This is a genomic window from Azospirillum agricola (assembly GCF_017876095.1).
Classification (GTDB): Bacteria; Pseudomonadota; Alphaproteobacteria; order Azospirillales; family Azospirillaceae; genus Azospirillum; species Azospirillum agricola.
The window spans coordinates 319,565-335,613 of the sequence record NZ_JAGINM010000001.1; the positions used below are offsets into that span (position 1 = coordinate 319,565).

A 16,049-nucleotide genomic window follows, 5' to 3' on the forward strand; every position below is an offset into this window, starting at 1 on the left:
GCCGGACGGGACGGAATGGCGATGCCTTCGCCCACTTCATCGCGGGTCCGCCTGCTGGGGCTCGATCCCGGCCTGCGACACACCGGCTGGGGAATCATCGACGTGGCGGGCAACCGCCTGAGCCATGTCGCCGACGGCGCCGTTCATTCCGACGCCAATTGTTCGCTCGCCGAGCGGCTGGTGCAGCTTCACGACGCCCTGACGGCGGTGCTGGAGCGCTACGGCCCCGACGAGGCGGCGGTCGAGGAGACCTTCGTCAACGCCAACGCCGTCTCGACGCTCAAGCTGGGGCAGGCCCGCGCGGTGGCTCTGCTGGTGCCGGCGCTGGCCGGTCTGGCGGTGGCGGAATACGCCAACAACATGGTGAAGAAGGCGGTGGTCGGGCAGGGCCGGGCCGAGAAGGCGCAGGTGCAGACGATGGTCCGCCTGCTGCTTCCCGGCTGCGAGATCACCACCCCCGACGCCGCCGACGCCCTGGCCGTGGCGATCTGCCACGCCCACCATAGGTCGAGCTGGGCGATGTGGCGGCGGAACGATGCCCTCTCCCGTCCCGGGAGAGGGAGGGGACCCGCCGAAGGCGGGGAGGGTGAGGGGCTATCGGCCGCTGCACGCCTGCCCACCCAGGCCAAGCGCTACCCCACCCCGTGGGAAACTGAACGCGCCCGAGTCCTGCGCCGCGACTCCACCGATGTGGAAAAGCTCCTGTGGCAACGGCTGCGCAACACCCAGCTCGGCGCCAAATTCCGCCGCCAAGAGCCGATCTTTGGTTTCACCGTCGATTTCGTGTCGCACGATCACCGGCTGATCGTCGAACTCGACGGCGGCCAGCACGCCGAGCAGACCGCCGCGCACGACGCGCGACGCGCCAAGCTTCTGGAACAGGCGGGCTTCCGCATTCTCCGCTTCTGGAACAACGACGTGGCTGACAATCTCGAAGGCGTGCTCACCGCCATCAAGGCGCGGCTCGACGAAACCTCGGTTCTGCGGCGGCCGGTCGCCACCGATAGCCCCTCACCCGGCCCTGCGGGCCACCCTCTCCCGGGGCGGGAGAGGGATTTGGAGGACGAGCGCGCATGATCGCCAAACTGACCGGCATCGTCGATTCCACCGGGACCGACTGGCTCATCCTCGACGTGAACGGGGTCGGCTACCTGCTGTCCTGCTCCAACCGCACCTTGTCGCGCCTCGCGGTCGGCGAGCGCGCCTCGCTGGTCGTCGAGACCTTCATCCGCGAGGAGCGCATCGTCCTGCACGGCTTCGCCGACCAGGGCGAGCGCGAGTGGTTCAAGCTGCTGACCACCATCCAGGGCGTCGGCGCCCGGCTGGCGCTGTCGATCCTCGGCATCCTCGATCCCGACCAGCTCACCCGCGCCATCGCGTCGCAGGACAAGACCGCGCTGATCCGCGCCGACGGCGTCGGGCCGAAGGTGGCGGCCCGTATCCTCAACGAACTCAAGGACAAGGTCGGCAATCTGGCGCTCGGCCCCGCCGCGACGTCGGCCCCCGCCGGCAAGGGCGCGCCCGCCGGGGTTCCCGGCGCCAGCCCGGCGCTGGCCGACGCGGTGTCGGCGCTGGTCAATCTCGGCTACGGCCGCTCGGAAGCCTTCGGCGCGGTGGTCGCCGCCGGGCGCGTGCTGGGCGACGATGCCGGGGTGTCCGACCTGATCCGCCAAGGCTTGAAGGAGCTTAGCCAATGACCGGTCCCACCGGTGGCCCAGACCGGCTGGTCCAGCCGGGACAAGGCAGCGGCGACGGCGGCGAATCCTCGATCCGCCCGTTGACGCTCGCCGAGTTCATCGGCCAGCGGCAGGCGCGCGAGAACCTGTCGATCTTCATCCAGGCCGCGCGCTCCCGCAACGAGGCGCTCGATCATGTGCTGCTGTTCGGTCCGCCGGGGCTGGGCAAGACGACGCTGGCGCAGATCGTCGCCCGCGAGCTTGGGGTCGGCTTCCGCGCCACCTCCGGCCCGGTGATCGCGCGGGCCGGCGACCTCGCCGCCCTGCTGACCAATCTGCAACCCCACGACGTTTTGTTCATCGACGAGATTCACCGCCTTAATCCCGCCGTGGAAGAGGTGCTGTATCCCGCCATGGAAGATTTCCAGCTCGACCTCATCATTGGCGAAGGCCCGTCGGCGCGGTCGATCCGCATCGACCTGCCGCCCTTCACCCTGGTCGGCGCCACCACCCGCAGCGGCCTGATCACGCGCCCCTTGCGCGAGCGCTTCGGCATCCCGGTGCGGCTGCAATTCTACGAGCCGGACGAGCTGGAGCTGATCGTGCGGCGCGCCGCCGGGGTGCTCGGCATGGGCATCACGCCGGAGGGCGCGCGCGAGATCGCCAACCGGGCGCGCGGGACGCCGCGCGTGTCGGGACGGCTGCTGCGCCGGGTGCGCGACTTCGCCGCCGTCGCCGGCGTGCCGGAGGTCGACAAGCGCGTCGCCGACGCGGCGCTCACCCGGCTGGAGGTCGACCGGCTCGGCCTCGACAGCATGGACCGCCGCTATCTCGGCCTCGTCGCCACCAACTACGGCGGCGGCCCGGTCGGCGTCGAGACGCTGGGGGCCGCGCTCGGCGAGCAGCGCGACGTGCTGGAGGAGGTGGTCGAGCCCTACCTGATCCAGCAGGGCTTCCTGCAACGGACGCCGCGCGGCCGCATGCTGACCGACCAGGGCTTCCGCTACCTCGGCCTCAACCCGCCGAGCGTCCCGGCGCGCCAGCTCGACATGCTCGACCGCCTGCCCGAGCCGGAGGAGGGCGGCGATGAATGAGCCCATGCTTTCCGGCTGGTTCGCGGCGGACGGGTCGCACCGCTTCCCGCTGCGGGTCTATTACGAGGACACCGACGCCGGCGGCATCGTCTACCACGCCAACTACCTGCGCTTCGCCGAGCGGGCGCGGTCGGAGATGCTGACCCTGCTCGGCTTCCGCCAGACCGAGATGGCGAAAAGCGTGACAACGGAGTCGGGCGTTGTCACAGGTGTGTCATTTGCGGTACGGCGCGCGACGATCGATTTTACCGCCCCGGCCAAGCTTGAGGACACGCTTGAAGTGGACACCCGAATCGCCGATATCCGCGGTGCCTCCTTCGCAGTTGCACAAACCATCCGGCGCGACGGGCGGACGCTCGTGCGCGCCGACCTCCAGCTGGTGACGATCAACCCGGCCGGCCGGGCGGTTCGCCTGCCGGAGGCGGTGCGCGCGGCGATGGATGCCCTGCACCGGCGCCAGCTTTCCCATCCCGATACGACAACCACAGCGCAAACGCGAGACTGACTGCGATGGATGCCCTGCAAACCGCCCAGCTGGCCGGCAACGCCGCCGCGACGGCGCACGAGATCACGATCCTTGGCCTGTTCTGGCAGGCGGACGCGGTCGTCAAGATCGTGATGATGATGCTTGTCGTCGCCTCGGTCTGGTGCTGGGCGATCATCATCGAGAAGCTGATGCGCATCCGCCGGCTGAACGCCCAGGCGGACGCCTTCGAGGAGAGCTTCTGGTCGGGCGGCTCGCTGGACGCGCTGTACGACCGCATTGGCCAGAACCCGGCCGACCCGATGGCGGCGACCTTCGCCGCCGGCATGCGCGAATGGCGCCACGCCGCCGACCGCGGCATCGCCGGCACCATGAAGGGCTCGCTCCAGCAGCGCGTCGAGCGGGTGATGGCCGTCACCATCGGCCGCGAGATGGCGCGGGCCGAGCGCTACATGACCTTTCTCGCCTCGGTCGGCTCGACGGCGCCCTTCATCGGGCTGTTCGGCACGGTCTGGGGCATCATGAACAGCTTCACCTCGATCGCCGGCTCGGGCAACACCAGCCTCGCCGTGGTGGCGCCGGGCATCGCCGAGGCGCTGTTCGCCACCGCCATGGGCCTGCTGGCCGCCATTCCCGCGGTGCTGTCCTACAACAAGTTCTCGACCGACCTGGGGCGCTACGCCGACCGGCTCGACACCTTCTCGGGCGAGTTCTCGGCGATCCTGTCCCGCCACCTCGAGGAGCGGGGAGCCGCCTGAACCATGGCCGGACAACTCGCAGGCAAATCCCACGGCCGCGGCAAGCGTCGCGGCTACCGGGCGATGGCCGAGATCAACATGACGCCCTTCATCGACGTCATGCTGGTTCTGCTGATCGTCTTCATGGTCGCCGCCCCGATGCTGACCGTCGGCGTGCCGGTCGACCTGCCCAAGACCAACGCGGCGCCGCTGGAGCAGCAGAAGGATCCGCTTTTCGTCACGGTGCAGACCGACGGGCGCGTCTTCGTCCAGGAGACCCCGGTCGAGCTGGCCAACATGGTGCCGCTGCTGATCGCCGTGACCGAGAACAACCCGGAGGCCCGCATCCTGGTGCGCGGCGACCGGACCATCGCCTACGGCAAGATGCTGGAGGTCATGGGCACGATGAGCGCCGCCGGCTTCAAGAAGGTCGGTCTGGTCGCCGAGATGCCGAACGGCCCGACCGCGTCCACGGCGCGCGTCGGCGCCAAGCCGGTGCGTTGAGGCGGCGGACCACCCATGCGCAAGCCCCTGATCGCCTCGGCCGTGCTGCACGTCGCGCTTGTCGCGCTGATGGTGCTCGGCATGCCGCCCAGCGATCGCAAGCTCGAAATCGCCGCGTCGATCCCCATCGAGATCGTCGAGATGGGGGAGGTCACCCAGGCCGCCCGCGTCGAGAAGGGCGAGCCGAAGCCGGCCAACGCCGCGCCGCGCCCGCCGGTGCCGGAGGCCAAGCCGGCGCCGCCCGCCCCGACGCCGCCCGACGACGAGGACGAACCGCCGCCGCCGCCCCCGCCGCCCACCCGGGCGCCGGAGCCGCCGAAGGTCGCCCAGGTGCCGCCGCCGCCGCGCGAGCCGACGCCGCCCAAGCCGGCGCCGACTCCTCCGCCGCCACCACCTCCGCCCCCACCGCCGCCGCCTCCCACGCCGGAGCCGTCGCCCGTCCCCACGCCCAAGCCGCCGGAACCCAAGCCGGAGCCGAAGCCGGAACCGCCCAAGCCGCCCGAGCCCCCGAAGCCCGAGCCGCCCAAACCGGAACCGCCCAAGCCCGAGCCGCCCAAGCCCGAACCCCCGAAGCCGGAACCGAAGAAGCCCGAGCCGCCGAAACCGGAGCCCGCCAAGCCGGAGCCGCCGAAGCAGCCGGCCAAGCCCGAACCGGCCAAGCCGGAGGTGGCGAAGGCCGAGCCGAAGAAGGACGCGCCGGCCAAGCCGCCCGAAAAGGCGCCGGCCAAGACCGATCCGCTGTCCGACCTTCTGGCCAACGTGGGCAAGATCAAGCCCTCGGACGACCCGAAGGCGGACGGCAAGGCCTCGGCCAGATCGGACAGCACGGCCAAGCCGACCAGCCAGAAGACCGCCTCGGCGGCTCCGGCGGGTGCTGCCAAGGCGGTGAACGGTCCCGACAAGCCGTTCAAGCCGTCGGGCCGGGCGCTGGACGCCATCCGCGGACAGCTCAGCAAGAACTGGAACTTCGACAGCGGCCGCAAGGACGCAGGCTCGATGCAGATCGAGATCCATGTCGAGGTCGGCCGCGACCGCTCGGTGATCCAGGCCTACATCGACGAGAAGTACCGCTCGCGCTACATGACCGACGCCGCCTTCCGCGCGTCGGCCGACGCCGCGGTGCGCGCGGTCAAGCGTTCCAGCCCGCTGGAGCTGCTGACCAGCGAGTTCACGCCCGAGACCTATGAAAGCTGGCGCTACATCGTGTTCAATTTCGACCCGAGGGACATGTTCTGACATGACGACGAAGACGAGGCTTCTGCTGAAGTTCGCCGGTCTGACCGGCGCGCTTTTCCTCTCCCTCGGCGTTGCCGCTCCGCAGGAGGCGCGCGCCGAGTTGCGCATCGACATCACGCGGGGCGTGGTCGAACCGCTGCCCATCGCCATCACCAGCTTCGCCGGCTCCGGCGGCCGCGACGCCCAGCTCGGCGCGGACATCTCCAAGGTGATCTCGGCCGACCTGGAGCGTTCGGGCCTGTTCCGGCCGCTCGACCCGCGCGGCTTCCTCCAGACCCCCGACCAGCTGCGCAGCGGCGACCCGCGCTACCAGGACTGGAAGGCGCTGGGCGCCCAGGCGCTGGTCGCCGGCAACACGACGACCGGCGGCGACGGCCGCATGAAGGTCGATTTCCGCCTGTGGGACGTCGCCGCCGGCCAGTACATGCACGGGCTGAGCTACACCGCCTCGCCGCAGGAATGGCGCCGCATCGCCCACATCGTCGCCGACGCCATCTACAAGCGGCTGACCGGCGAGGACGGCTATTTCGACACGCGCGTCGTCTATGTGGCCGAATCCGGCCCGGCCAACGTGCGCAAGAAGCAGCTCGCCATCATGGATCAGGACAGTGAGAACCACCAGTTCCTGACCGACGGGCAGACCCTGGTCCTGACGCCGCGCTTCTCGCCGACGACCCAGGAAATCACGTACATGTCGTACTTCAACAAGAAGCCGCGCGTGTACCTGTTCAACATCGACACCGGCCGCCAGGAGGTGCTGGGCGACTTCCCCGGCATGACCTTCGCGCCGCGCTTCTCGCCGGACGGCAACCGCGTCGTCATGAGCATGGCGCGGAACGGCAACACCGACATCTACACGCTGGACCTGCGCACCCGCCGCCAGACCCAGCTGACCGACTCCCCCGGCATCGACACCGGCCCCAGCTACTCGCCGGACGGCCAGAAGATCGTCTTCGAGTCGGACCGTGGCGGCACTCAGCAGCTCTACATCATGGGCGCCGACGGTTCGGGCGTGAAGCGGCTGAGCTTCGGCGAGGGCCGCTACGGCACGCCGGTGTGGTCGCCGCGCGGCGACCTGATCGCCTTCACGCGCCAGCGGGGGAGCAGCTTTGCAATCGGCGTAATCCGTCCGGATGGGACCGGTGAGCGTATCCTCAGCGAGGGGTACCACGTCGAAGGCCCGACCTGGGCGCCCAACGGCCGCGTCATCATGTTTTTCAAGGACTTGCCGTCGGGTGACGGGCGCGGCCGCAACGCCAAGCTGTATTCGATCGACATCACGGGCGCCAACGAGCGCCGCGTGAGCACGCCGCTCGACGCCTCGGACCCGGCCTGGTCGCCCCTGATTCCATAAAGGTCGCCCCTTGATTCCCTAGGGGAGTAGCCCTATTTTGCGGCGGCGCGGGAGCAATGCTCAAGACAAGGGTCGGAAGTCGGGATTTCCGTCGGGGTCTGGCGGAAGTCGGCGGCTCTCGTGTTCCAGAACCGGCCAAATCAACGAGTGTCGTTTAAGGGGTCCCTGAACATGCGCATGAAGTTCCTCGCTCTCGCCGCCGTGGCGCTGCTCGCCGCCTGCGAAACCGCTCCGAAGGACGCCAACACCGGCGCCGCCACGGGCACCCAGTCCTCGATCCGTCCGGGCTCGCAGGAAGATCTGGCCGTCAACGTCGGCGACCGCGTCTTCTTCGGCCTCGACCGCATCGACCTGTCGCCGGAAGCCCGCGCCACGCTGGACCGTCAGGCCACCTGGCTCCAGACCTACGGCTCGGTCACCGTCACCATCGAAGGCCACGCCGACGAGCGCGGCACCCGCGAGTACAACCTCGCCCTGGGTGAGCGCCGCGCCAACTCGGTGAAGAACTACCTGGCCGCCAAGGGCATCAGCCCGAACCGCGTCAAGGTCGTGTCCTACGGCAAGGAGAAGCCGGCCGTCGTCGGTTCGACCGAGGCCGCCTGGTCGCAGAACCGCCGCGGCGTGACCGTCGTCGACTGACGACGGCACCCGTCCGGGTCCGTGAAAAGGGCGCCGCATCCGGGACACCGGGGCGGCGCCCTTTTCTTTGCGCGGTTTTAAGACCTTCGGCGCAGCATCCACCCGATGCGTGCCGTGCGATCTTCTGCTACACACGCGCCATCGCGTCGCCCCAATGACCCGGTACCGTCACTTTGGGTCACCCCGCCCGGACAGGGCCCGGACAGGATATTCAGCGCATGACCAAAGCGTCTTCCTTCACCGCTCTGCTGCTGGGCGGTCTGTTGTGCGGAACCTCCGCTCTCGCCCAGACGGCGTCCCAGATCGACCGCGCGCAGCGGCTGGAGACCCAGGTCGCGGCGCTGGGCGGCACGGTCGAGGTGGCGCAGGTGAATCCCTCGCTCGCCGCCGATTTCGAAATCCGGCTCCAGGCGCTGGAGCGGGCGATCTCCGAGCTGACCGGCAAGTACGAGGAATCGACCTATCAGGTCTCGCAGATGCGCGACCGGCTGGAGAAGATGAACGCCGACTTCGATTTCCGCTTCAAGGAGCTGGAGTCCAAGAGTGGCGGCGCCATGGGCGGCGGGGCGATGGCCGACAGCGCCTTGGGGCCGGCGAAGACCCCGGCCAGGCAGCCGGAGAAGACGGCGGACAAGGCCCCCGAGAAGCCGGCGCAGACGGCCGCCGCCGTGCCGCCGTTGCCGGCCAACGCGACGCCGGAAAAGCAGTATGAGCGCGCCTTCGAACTGCTGCGCCAGTCGGACTACGACAAGGCGGAGAAGGCGTTGCAGGAGTTCATCGTCAAGAACAAGAGCCACGCCTACGCCGGCAACGCGCAATACTGGCTGGGCGAGAGCTATTACGTCCGCAACAGGTTCCCCGACGCGGCCCAGGCCTTCGCCGAGACCTTGCAGAAGTACCCGAAGAACCCGAAGGCTCCCGACGCGCTGCTCAAGCTCGGCATGACCCTGCAACAGCTCAATAAGAAATCGGACGCCTGCACCGCTTTCAACCAGTTGATGACCAAGTTCCCCGAAGCCTCGGCCAGCGTGAAGCGCCGCGCCGACACGGAGCGCAAGCGCATCAATTGCCCGGCGTAACGGCCGAGGCGCCGCTGACCGGTTCGGAGTTCGCCCGGCTGATGGATCGGCTGGGCGGTTTCGAACCGGCTCCGCGCGTCGTGGTCGGGCTGTCGGGGGGCGGCGACAGCGTGGCGCTGGCCCTGCTCCTGAACCGCTGGGTTGCCGGGCAGGGTGGTGAACTGCTGGCGCTGACCGTCGATCATGGGCTGCGTCCCGAGTCGGCGGCGGAGGCGGAGGCCGTCGGGCGGAGCATGGCCGCGCTCGGCATCGCCCACCGGATCCTGCGCTGGGACGGCGGCAAGCCGGCCGGCGGCATCCAGGCGGCGGCGCGGGCGGCGCGGCACCGCCTGCTGGCGGACGCCTGCGCGGCCGAGGGCATCCTGCATCTGGCGCTCGCCCATCACCGCGACGATCAGGCGGAAACCGTGCTGCTGAGGCTGGCGCGCGGCTCCGGGGTGGATGGTTTGGCCGGAATGACGGCGATCCGCGCCGAGGGATACGTCCGCGTGCTGCGCCCTCTGTTGGAAGTGCCGCATGGACGGCTGCTGGCGACCTGCCGGGCTGCCGGCGCGGCCTGGATCGAGGATCCGTCGAACGAGAACCCGCGCTACGCCCGTGCCCGCCTGCGGGCGGCGCGTGGCCTGCTGGCGGCGGAAGGGCTGGACGCCGGGCGGCTGGGCGAGACCGCGCGCCGCGCCGGGCGGGCGCGGGCGGCCCTGGAGGCGGTCACCGCGTCGCTGCTGGCCGAGGCCGCCGCTGTCTATCCAGAGGGCTGGATCGCGCTTGACCCGGCCGCGCTGTGCTCCGCGCCGGAAGAGATCGCCCTGCGCGCCCTGGGCCGCTGCCTTGCCGTGGTCGGAGGCGGCGCCCATCCGGTGCGCGACGAGGCGGTCGAGCGGCTTCACGCCGAGGTCGCCGCCGGACGGCTCCGGGGGCGGACCCTGGCGGGGTGCCGGGTGCTGTGCCGTCGCGGCCAAGTTATGATCGCGCGCGAGCCGGAGGCGGCGGCCGACCGGCTGGTCGCGGCGCCCGGGCGGCGCGTGCTGTGGGACCGCCGTTTCGCCGTCGTTCCCGCCGCCGGGCGCGACTCGCCCGTGACCGTTGCGAGGCTGGGGGAGGGCGGATGGCGGGAGGTGGTCGCCGCCATGCCCGCCGCGCGTGGCCTGGACCTGCATCCGGCGGTGCGCGAATCGCTTCCAAGCCTTTGGTCCGGCGGGTGTTTGGTCGCCGTTCCGCACCTGGGATTCCCATGTGGGTTCGGCGCGGGTGGACAACCCCCGACGGATGCCGCCACATTCTCCCCGGTTTCGCCGTTGGGCAGACCAGCTTTTCCGGTTGTTTCGCGCGGGGACAGCATTATTTAATCTGGGAACGTGCCCGTGGAGACCGGGGTGCGGCCTTGTCGGCGCACCGCATGGCGATGGGTTCGCAGAAAGGCGTGTGACGTGAACAATTTCGGCAAGAATCTCGCGCTCTGGATCATCATAGGGCTGCTGCTTGTGGCCCTGTTCAACCTGTTCCAGAGCTCTTCGACCCGCAGCCCGCAAACGACCGTTCCGTTCAGCGAGCTTCTCGCCGAAGTGGATCGGGGTCAGGTTGCCGATGTGACCATCAAGGGCAACCAGGTCTCCGGCCATTTCACCGACGGCCGCTCGTTCAGCACCTTCATCCCGCCCGAGGCCGGGCTGGTGGAGCGGCTGACCAACAAGAACGTGCGGATCAGCGCGGTGCCCGACGACAGCAACGTCCCGTCGCTGTTCTCGGTGCTGCTGTCCTGGTTCCCGATGCTGCTGCTGATCGGCGTCTGGATCTTCTTCATGCGCCAGATGCAGTCGGGGGGCGGCAAGGCGATGGGCTTCGGCAAGTCGCGGGCGCGGCTGCTGACCGAGAAGGTCGGGCGCGTCACCTTCGACGACGTCGCCGGCATCGACGAGGCCAAGCAGGAGCTGACGGAGATCGTCGAGTTCCTGAAGGACCCGCAGAAGTTCCAGCGGCTGGGCGGCAAGATCCCGAAGGGCTGCCTGCTCGTCGGCCCCCCCGGCACCGGCAAGACGCTGACCGCGCGCGCCGTCGCCGGCGAGGCCAACGTGCCCTTCTTCACCATCTCCGGTTCGGACTTCGTCGAGATGTTCGTCGGCGTCGGCGCCAGCCGTGTCCGCGACATGTTCGAGCAGGGCAAGAAGAACGCCCCCTGCATCATCTTCATCGACGAGATCGACGCGGTCGGCCGCCATCGCGGCGCCGGCCTGGGCGGCGGCAACGACGAGCGCGAGCAGACCCTCAACCAGCTGCTGGTCGAGATGGACGGCTTCGAGGCGAACGAGGGCGTCATCCTCATCGCCGCGACCAACCGCCCCGACGTGCTCGACCCGGCGCTGCTGCGTCCCGGTCGCTTCGACCGTCAGGTCGTGGTGCCGAACCCCGACGTGCTGGGCCGCGAGAAGATCCTCAAGGTCCACATGCGCAAGGTCCCGCTGTCGCCGGACGTCGACGCCAAGATCATCGCGCGCGGCACCCCGGGCTTCTCGGGCGCCGACCTCGCCAACCTCGTCAACGAGGCGGCGCTGCTGGCGGCCCGCATCGGCAAGCGCGTGGTCGGCATGGGCGAGTTCGAGGCCGCCAAGGACAAGGTCATGATGGGCGCCGAGCGCCGGTCGATGGTCATGTCCGAGGACGAGAAGAAGCTGACCGCCTACCACGAGGCCGGTCACGCGATCTGCGCCGTCCACAGCCCCGACAGCGACCCGGTCCACAAGGCCACCATCATCCCGCGCGGCCGCGCGCTGGGCATGGTGATGCGCCTGCCGGAAGGCGACCGCATCTCTCTGTCGCAGGCCAAGCTGCTGGCCGACCTCTGCGTCGCCATGGGCGGCCGCATCGCGGAAGAGCTGATCTTCGGCAAGGAGCGCGTCACCACCGGCGCCTCGGGCGACATCAAGATGGCGACCGAAATGGCGCGCCGCATGGTCACTGAATGGGGCATGAGCGACAAGCTCGGCCCGCTGCTCTACGGCGAGCCGACGCAGGAGGTGTTCCTGGGCCATTCGGTGACCCAGCACAAGAACATGTCCGACCGCACGGCGCAGACGGTGGACGAGGAAATCCGCCGCATCGTCGACGAAAGCTATGAGAAGGCACGCCGCATCCTGACCGAGAACATCGATCAGCTGCACGCGCTGGCCAAGGGCCTGCTGGAGTACGAGACGCTGAGCGGCGAGGACATCAACCGCCTGCTGCGCGGCGATCCGATCATCCGCGACGACGACCGCGAGAGCTATTCGGCGACGCCGCCGCGTCAGCCGAGCTCGGGCCGCCGCTCCTCGGTGCCGCCGACCGGCAAGGAGAGCGGCGGGATCGGGCCGGAACCGCAGGGCACCTGATCCACCTTTCCGGTGAATGGGAAAAGGCCGGCGTCCCGAGGGGCGCCGGCCTTTTCTTTGCGCGGGTCTTTCCGTGACACCGCCAACCGTGACCTCCAATCGTTTGCAGCCGTGGATGCCCGGCTCAAGGCCACGCATGACGGGCACGACTGTGTCGGGATTTTCGCTCGATGGTGTGAGAGGTTCGCAACCCGAGAACGACGCGCAAGGAAAAGCCCGCCATCCTGTGGGCAGGAGCGGCGGGCCTTGATCGTTCGGGCGGTGGGGGCGCCGGAATGCTTCAGAAAGACCCCTTCTGCTCGCGGCGGCGATCCAGCGCGATGTCGAACTGGCGCAGCAGCTTCTGGGTGCCCTCGAAATAGAGTTTGCGCGACGGCGTGTTCTTCATGCAGCGGGCGTCGAGATGCGCCACGCTGGTCAGCGCCGAGACGCAGTAGCCGAGCAGCCAGTAGCGCGAGCGGATGGTCCGCAGATAGTCGCGGAAGGGCTCGGGCTTGCCGGCCATGAAGGAGCTGAAGGCGGTCTCGTAGTCCGACAGGATGCCGCGGATGTCCATCAGCGTGGTCTCCAGCAGCTTGCCGACCTTCTCGATGTGCATCAGCAGCTGGGTCTCGTAGGGCTTGTGCATGCGGATGTCGACCGGCACGCAGTCCTTCGACTTCAGCCAGGTCAGGATGACGCGGGCGCGGGGCGCGATGCGGCGCAGCTGGTATTCGTAGAAGGTCGTGCCCTTCCAGGCGCTGAAGATGGTGTCGGCTTCCGAGCGTTCGATGCCGAAGGCCGACACGAACAGGCCGGCTTCCTCCAGGTTCGGATTCCAGATGGCTTCCAGGAAGCGCTCGATGCTCTGGGCGCTGCCGCCGGCGCCGCCGGACAGCGCCTTGCGGACGATCGGCTCGATGCGGGCGCGAATCAGGCGGCGGAGCTGGTGGTCCTCGTCGGCGCTGATCAGCCAGTGGCGCGGATCGACGTTGACCTTCTCGGCCTCGAAGCAGGTCTTCAGAAGGAAGGCGTCGAGCGACGGCACCTCGTCGATCATCGACAGCATCTTCATGTCGCCGATGATGCCATTCTCGGCCGGGCCGTTCTTGATGCCGAACTGTTCCTCCAGCAGCGTGTCGCTGTTGTGGCCGCGCAGATAGACGGCGATGCCGCCGGCCTCCGGCGACTTCACGTTGTGCGGCACATAGATGCCGGTTTCGACCGGACGGCCGCCGCCCTCCGTGTCCTCGTCGCCCTCCTCCATCGGCTCGCCGCCCTCGTCGAGACCGTTGAAGCTCGGGTACTTGAACAGGATGGCGTTGTTCAGGCCCTGGGCCTTGAACATGCGCTGCTCTTCGGGGATGTCGCGCGTGATCGCGATGAGGTTCATCGAGACGCTGGAGCCGCCGTACAGAATCTGCTCAAGGATCGGAGAAACCGAATCCATCTTCTTGCGAGCGCGCATCAAAATTACCCGGCCTTAGGAATATTGCGAAGAGGATAGACGGCGCCTTCGCAAACGCAAAGAGGGATCGGACGACCGATCCCTCTTTGCAATCTGCCCTGGCACCAGCGTGGTTCAGCCCGCCTTCGGCGCGCCGCCCAGCGATCCCAGGAGCTGCGCCACCTCGGCCGCCTCGTCCACCGCGACCATGCCGACCGTGTGGTAGCCGCTGTCGACGTGCATGACCTCGCCGGTCACGCCGGTGCCGAGGCCGGACAGCAGGAACAGGCCGGCGCCGCCGACCTCCTGGATGGTGACGTTGCGCTTCAGCGGCGCGTTCAGCTCGTTCCATTTCAGGATGTAGCGGAAGTCGCCGATGCCGCTGGCGGCCAGCGTCTTGATCGGGCCGGCCGAGATGGCGTTGACACGGATGTTCCGCCCACCCAGATCGACGGCGAGGTAGCGCACGCTCGCCTCCAGCGCGGCCTTGGCGACGCCCATGACGTTGTAATGCGGCATGACGCGCTCGGCCCCATAATAGGATAGGGTGAGCAGGCTGCCGCCCTCGGTCATCAGCGGCACGGCGCGCTGCGCCACCGCGGTGAAGGAGTAGCAGGAGATGTCCATGGTGCGGAGGAAGTTGCTCCGCGTGGTGTCGAGATACAGGCCGTCCAACTCGTTCTTGTCGGAAAACGCGATCGCATGAACCACGAAATCCAGCTTGCCCCACTCGGCCTCGATGGCGGCGAAGGTCGCGTCGATGCTGGCCTCGTCGGTCACGTCGCAGGGCAGGACGAGCGTCGCCCCGACCTGTTCGGCCAAAGGCTTGACGCGCTTGAGCAGCGCGTCGCCCTGGTAGGTGAAGGCCAGTTCCGCCCCATGCTGGGCCAGGGTGGACGCGATACCCCAGGCGATCGAACGGTCGTTCGCCACGCCCATGATAAGGCCACGCTTGCCGTGCATCAGCGGCATCGGATTGGACATCTGAACCTCGTAAACTGGGCTGTTGCCGCGAAAAGTGGGGCGCATCCTACACGAAAGCGGTGCGTGGTCAAACCGGCGCAGGCGGACGCCGGACAGGAGAATCGGCATGCCGGGCATTGAGGAAGGGGAACGGAAACCGGCGCGCGCCTTGGCCCACGGGCGCGAGCTGGCGGGCTTCGTCGGCCATTCGATGCTGCGCTTCTACAACGACAACTGCTTCCAGACGGCGGCGGCGCTGACCTACACGTCGCTGCTCGCCATCGTGCCGATGATGACCATCGGCTTCGCCATCTTCTCCGCCTTTCCGGCTTTCAGCGCGTTGCAGATGCGCATCCAGACGGCGGTCATCAAGAATCTGGTGCCTGAGATCGGCGACGCCATCCTGGAGTATCTCGGCACCTTCATGGCCAACGCCGGCCAGATGCCGATCTTCGGGGTGGTCGGGCTGGCGGTGTCGGCGGTGCTGCTGATCTGGACGATCGAGGGATCCTTCGCCACCGTCTGGCGGGTGCGGGAGCCACGCTCCTACGTCACCCGCATCCTGTCCTTCTGGGCGGTGGTGTCGCTGACCCCGCTGTTCGCCGGAGCCAGCCTGTCGCTGTCCAGCACCCTGTGGAGCGCCCTGGAGTTCGCCCATCTGGAGGGCGTCGTCCACCCGCTGGTCGGCTTCGGCATGATCCTGCCCTTCGTGCTGCAACTGATCGGCTGCACGCTCCTCTACCTGATCATCCCCAACCGCGACGTTCTGTGGATGGACGCGCTGTGCGGCGGGGCGGTGGGCTCGATCCTGCTGGAGGGGTCGAAGGCGGTGTTCGCCTGGTACATGCGCGAATACCCGGCCTACCAGACCATCTACGGCGCCCTGTCGACGGTGCCGATCTTCCTGTTCTGGCTCTACATCGCCTGGTCCACCGTGCTGTTCGGCGCGGTCGTCGCCGCCTCGCTGCCGGAATGGCGGGCCGGCAAGATCACCCGCGGCGGGCCGGAAGGGTTGCTGCCGGCGCAGCGGCTGGCCCTGGCGCTCGCCGTGCTGCACGAGCTGATGGACGCCAGCCGGCTCGGCGTCGGCATGCGGAGGCGGACCATGGTGGCGCGGGTGCCGGTGGGGACGCTGCTGATCGACGGCATCCTGGAGCAGCTCCGCGACGCCCATTGGGTCGCCCACACCACGCGCGACGCCTGGGTGGTGACGCGCGACCTGGGCGAGGCGACGCTGCTCGACCTGATGAAGGCGCTGGGCATCGGCCTGCGCGGCTCGGTGCATGGGCTGGGCGGTCTGGAGCTGCCCTGGCAGGAGCGCACCGCGCATCTGCTGGAGCAGGCCGAGGCGCGGCAGGGCGACCTGCTGAACGTGCCGATCAAGGCGCTGCTGTCGGACGACAGCCCGACGGGGGAGGGCAACCCGGCCGGCAATCCGGCGGTGCCCATCCGGGCGATCAAGAAATGAGGCCCGCCTTTTTCGTCATGCCCGTGC

15 protein-coding genes and 1 pseudogene are annotated in these 16,049 nt (G+C 68.9%); 14 read left to right on the plus strand and 2 right to left on the minus strand.

Annotation, left to right across the window (positions count from 1 at the left end; translation table 11 throughout):
- Positions 1 to 21: 21 nt before the first annotated feature.
- The 13 genes and pseudogenes from ruvC to ftsH form a co-directional block, all read left to right on the plus strand.
- Positions 22 to 564 (plus strand): annotated as a pseudogene (ruvC, locus tag J2847_RS33960) (crossover junction endodeoxyribonuclease RuvC); the annotation flags it as partial.
- A 48-nt stretch (positions 565 to 612) separates the two neighbouring features.
- Complete coding sequence (locus tag J2847_RS33965; RefSeq protein WP_411800556.1) at positions 613 to 1,077, plus strand: endonuclease domain-containing protein; 465 nt, start codon at positions 613 to 615, stop codon at positions 1,075 to 1,077.
- Positions 1,074 to 1,697: a Holliday junction branch migration protein RuvA gene (ruvA, locus tag J2847_RS01535; protein ID WP_209776496.1), complete on the plus strand. Its 624-nt coding sequence runs from the start codon at positions 1,074 to 1,076 to the stop codon at positions 1,695 to 1,697. Before J2847_RS33965 ends, ruvA begins: the two co-directional genes overlap by 4 nt.
- Entirely contained in the window at positions 1,694 to 2,770 is a 1,077-nt protein-coding gene (ruvB, locus tag J2847_RS01540) for a Holliday junction branch migration DNA helicase RuvB (protein ID WP_209776498.1), read from the plus strand. Before ruvA ends, ruvB begins: the two co-directional genes overlap by 4 nt.
- The gene (locus J2847_RS01545; RefSeq protein ID WP_209776500.1) at positions 2,763 to 3,275 is read left to right on the plus strand and encodes a YbgC/FadM family acyl-CoA thioesterase; all 513 of its coding nucleotides are present in this window, start codon (positions 2,763 to 2,765) and stop codon (positions 3,273 to 3,275) included. The genes ruvB and J2847_RS01545 overlap by 8 nt, the downstream gene beginning before the upstream one ends.
- A gap of 5 nt (positions 3,276 to 3,280) precedes the next feature.
- Positions 3,281 to 4,012 (plus strand): protein TolQ, encoded by a 732-nt coding sequence (gene tolQ / locus J2847_RS01550; RefSeq protein ID WP_085556345.1) that lies wholly within the window; start codon positions 3,281 to 3,283, stop codon positions 4,010 to 4,012.
- 3 nt (positions 4,013 to 4,015) lie between these two features.
- Positions 4,016 to 4,495: a protein TolR gene (gene tolR / locus J2847_RS01555; RefSeq protein ID WP_209776501.1), complete on the plus strand. Its 480-nt coding sequence runs from the start codon at positions 4,016 to 4,018 to the stop codon at positions 4,493 to 4,495.
- Positions 4,496 to 4,510: 15 nt separating this feature from the next.
- Positions 4,511 to 5,731 carry a hypothetical protein gene (locus J2847_RS01560; protein WP_209776503.1) on the plus strand — a complete coding sequence of 407 codons (1,221 nt, stop codon included), beginning with the start codon at positions 4,511 to 4,513 and terminating at the stop codon, positions 5,729 to 5,731.
- A gap of 1 nt (position 5,732) precedes the next feature.
- Positions 5,733 to 7,085, plus strand: a complete 1,353-nt coding sequence (tolB, locus tag J2847_RS01565; protein WP_209776504.1) for a Tol-Pal system beta propeller repeat protein TolB — start codon at positions 5,733 to 5,735, stop codon at positions 7,083 to 7,085.
- 171 nt (positions 7,086 to 7,256) lie between these two features.
- Positions 7,257 to 7,724 (plus strand): peptidoglycan-associated lipoprotein Pal, encoded by a 468-nt coding sequence (gene pal, locus J2847_RS01570; protein ID WP_085556349.1) that lies wholly within the window; start codon positions 7,257 to 7,259, stop codon positions 7,722 to 7,724.
- 218 nt (positions 7,725 to 7,942) lie between these two features.
- Complete coding sequence (ybgF, locus tag J2847_RS01575; RefSeq protein ID WP_209776506.1) at positions 7,943 to 8,803, plus strand: tol-pal system protein YbgF; 861 nt, start codon at positions 7,943 to 7,945, stop codon at positions 8,801 to 8,803.
- Positions 8,791 to 10,149 carry a tRNA lysidine(34) synthetase TilS gene (tilS, locus tag J2847_RS01580; protein WP_233474214.1) on the plus strand — a complete coding sequence of 453 codons (1,359 nt, stop codon included), beginning with the start codon at positions 8,791 to 8,793 and terminating at the stop codon, positions 10,147 to 10,149. The genes ybgF and tilS overlap by 13 nt, the downstream gene beginning before the upstream one ends.
- 81 nt (positions 10,150 to 10,230) lie before the next feature.
- Positions 10,231 to 12,165, plus strand: coding sequence for an ATP-dependent zinc metalloprotease FtsH (ftsH, locus tag J2847_RS01585; RefSeq protein WP_085556351.1), 1,935 nt, complete (start codon positions 10,231 to 10,233; stop codon positions 12,163 to 12,165).
- A 280-nt stretch (positions 12,166 to 12,445) separates the two neighbouring features.
- Here ftsH and J2847_RS01590 read toward each other — a convergent pair whose 3' ends face one another.
- Complete coding sequence (locus J2847_RS01590) at positions 12,446 to 13,612, minus strand: hypothetical protein (protein WP_209776507.1); 1,167 nt, start codon at positions 13,610 to 13,612, stop codon at positions 12,446 to 12,448.
- 114 nt (positions 13,613 to 13,726) lie between these two features.
- The gene (gene fabI / locus J2847_RS01595) at positions 13,727 to 14,575 is read right to left on the minus strand and encodes an enoyl-ACP reductase FabI (RefSeq protein WP_325169300.1); all 849 of its coding nucleotides are present in this window, start codon (positions 14,573 to 14,575) and stop codon (positions 13,727 to 13,729) included.
- Between the two features lie 106 nt (positions 14,576 to 14,681).
- On the opposite strand from fabI, the gene J2847_RS01600 reads away from it, so the two are divergent.
- Complete coding sequence (locus J2847_RS01600; protein ID WP_209776509.1) at positions 14,682 to 16,022, plus strand: YihY family inner membrane protein; 1,341 nt, start codon at positions 14,682 to 14,684, stop codon at positions 16,020 to 16,022.
- Positions 16,023 to 16,049 lie beyond the last annotated feature (27 nt).

Excerpts from the sequence above, each read along its gene's own strand:
- ruvA (WP_209776496.1), top strand. The coding sequence starts at position 1,074 with ATGATCGCCAAACTGACCGGCATCGTCGATTCCACCGGGACCGACTGG.
- ruvB (WP_209776498.1), top strand. The coding sequence starts at position 1,694 with ATGACCGGTCCCACCGGTGGCCCAGACCGGCTGGTCCAGCCGGGACAA.
- J2847_RS01545 (WP_209776500.1), top strand. The coding sequence starts at position 2,763 with ATGAATGAGCCCATGCTTTCCGGCTGGTTCGCGGCGGACGGGTCGCAC.
- tolQ (WP_085556345.1), top strand. The coding sequence starts at position 3,281 with ATGGATGCCCTGCAAACCGCCCAGCTGGCCGGCAACGCCGCCGCGACG.
- tolR (WP_209776501.1), top strand. The coding sequence starts at position 4,016 with ATGGCCGGACAACTCGCAGGCAAATCCCACGGCCGCGGCAAGCGTCGC.
- J2847_RS01560 (WP_209776503.1), top strand. The coding sequence starts at position 4,511 with ATGCGCAAGCCCCTGATCGCCTCGGCCGTGCTGCACGTCGCGCTTGTC.
- tolB (WP_209776504.1), top strand. The coding sequence starts at position 5,733 with ATGACGACGAAGACGAGGCTTCTGCTGAAGTTCGCCGGTCTGACCGGC.
- pal (WP_085556349.1), top strand. The coding sequence starts at position 7,257 with ATGCGCATGAAGTTCCTCGCTCTCGCCGCCGTGGCGCTGCTCGCCGCC.
- ybgF (WP_209776506.1), top strand. The coding sequence starts at position 7,943 with ATGACCAAAGCGTCTTCCTTCACCGCTCTGCTGCTGGGCGGTCTGTTG.
- J2847_RS01590 (WP_209776507.1), bottom strand. The coding sequence starts at position 13,612 with ATGCGCGCTCGCAAGAAGATGGATTCGGTTTCTCCGATCCTTGAGCAG.
- fabI (WP_325169300.1), bottom strand. The coding sequence starts at position 14,575 with ATGTCCAATCCGATGCCGCTGATGCACGGCAAGCGTGGCCTTATCATG.
- J2847_RS01600 (WP_209776509.1), top strand. The coding sequence starts at position 14,682 with ATGCCGGGCATTGAGGAAGGGGAACGGAAACCGGCGCGCGCCTTGGCC.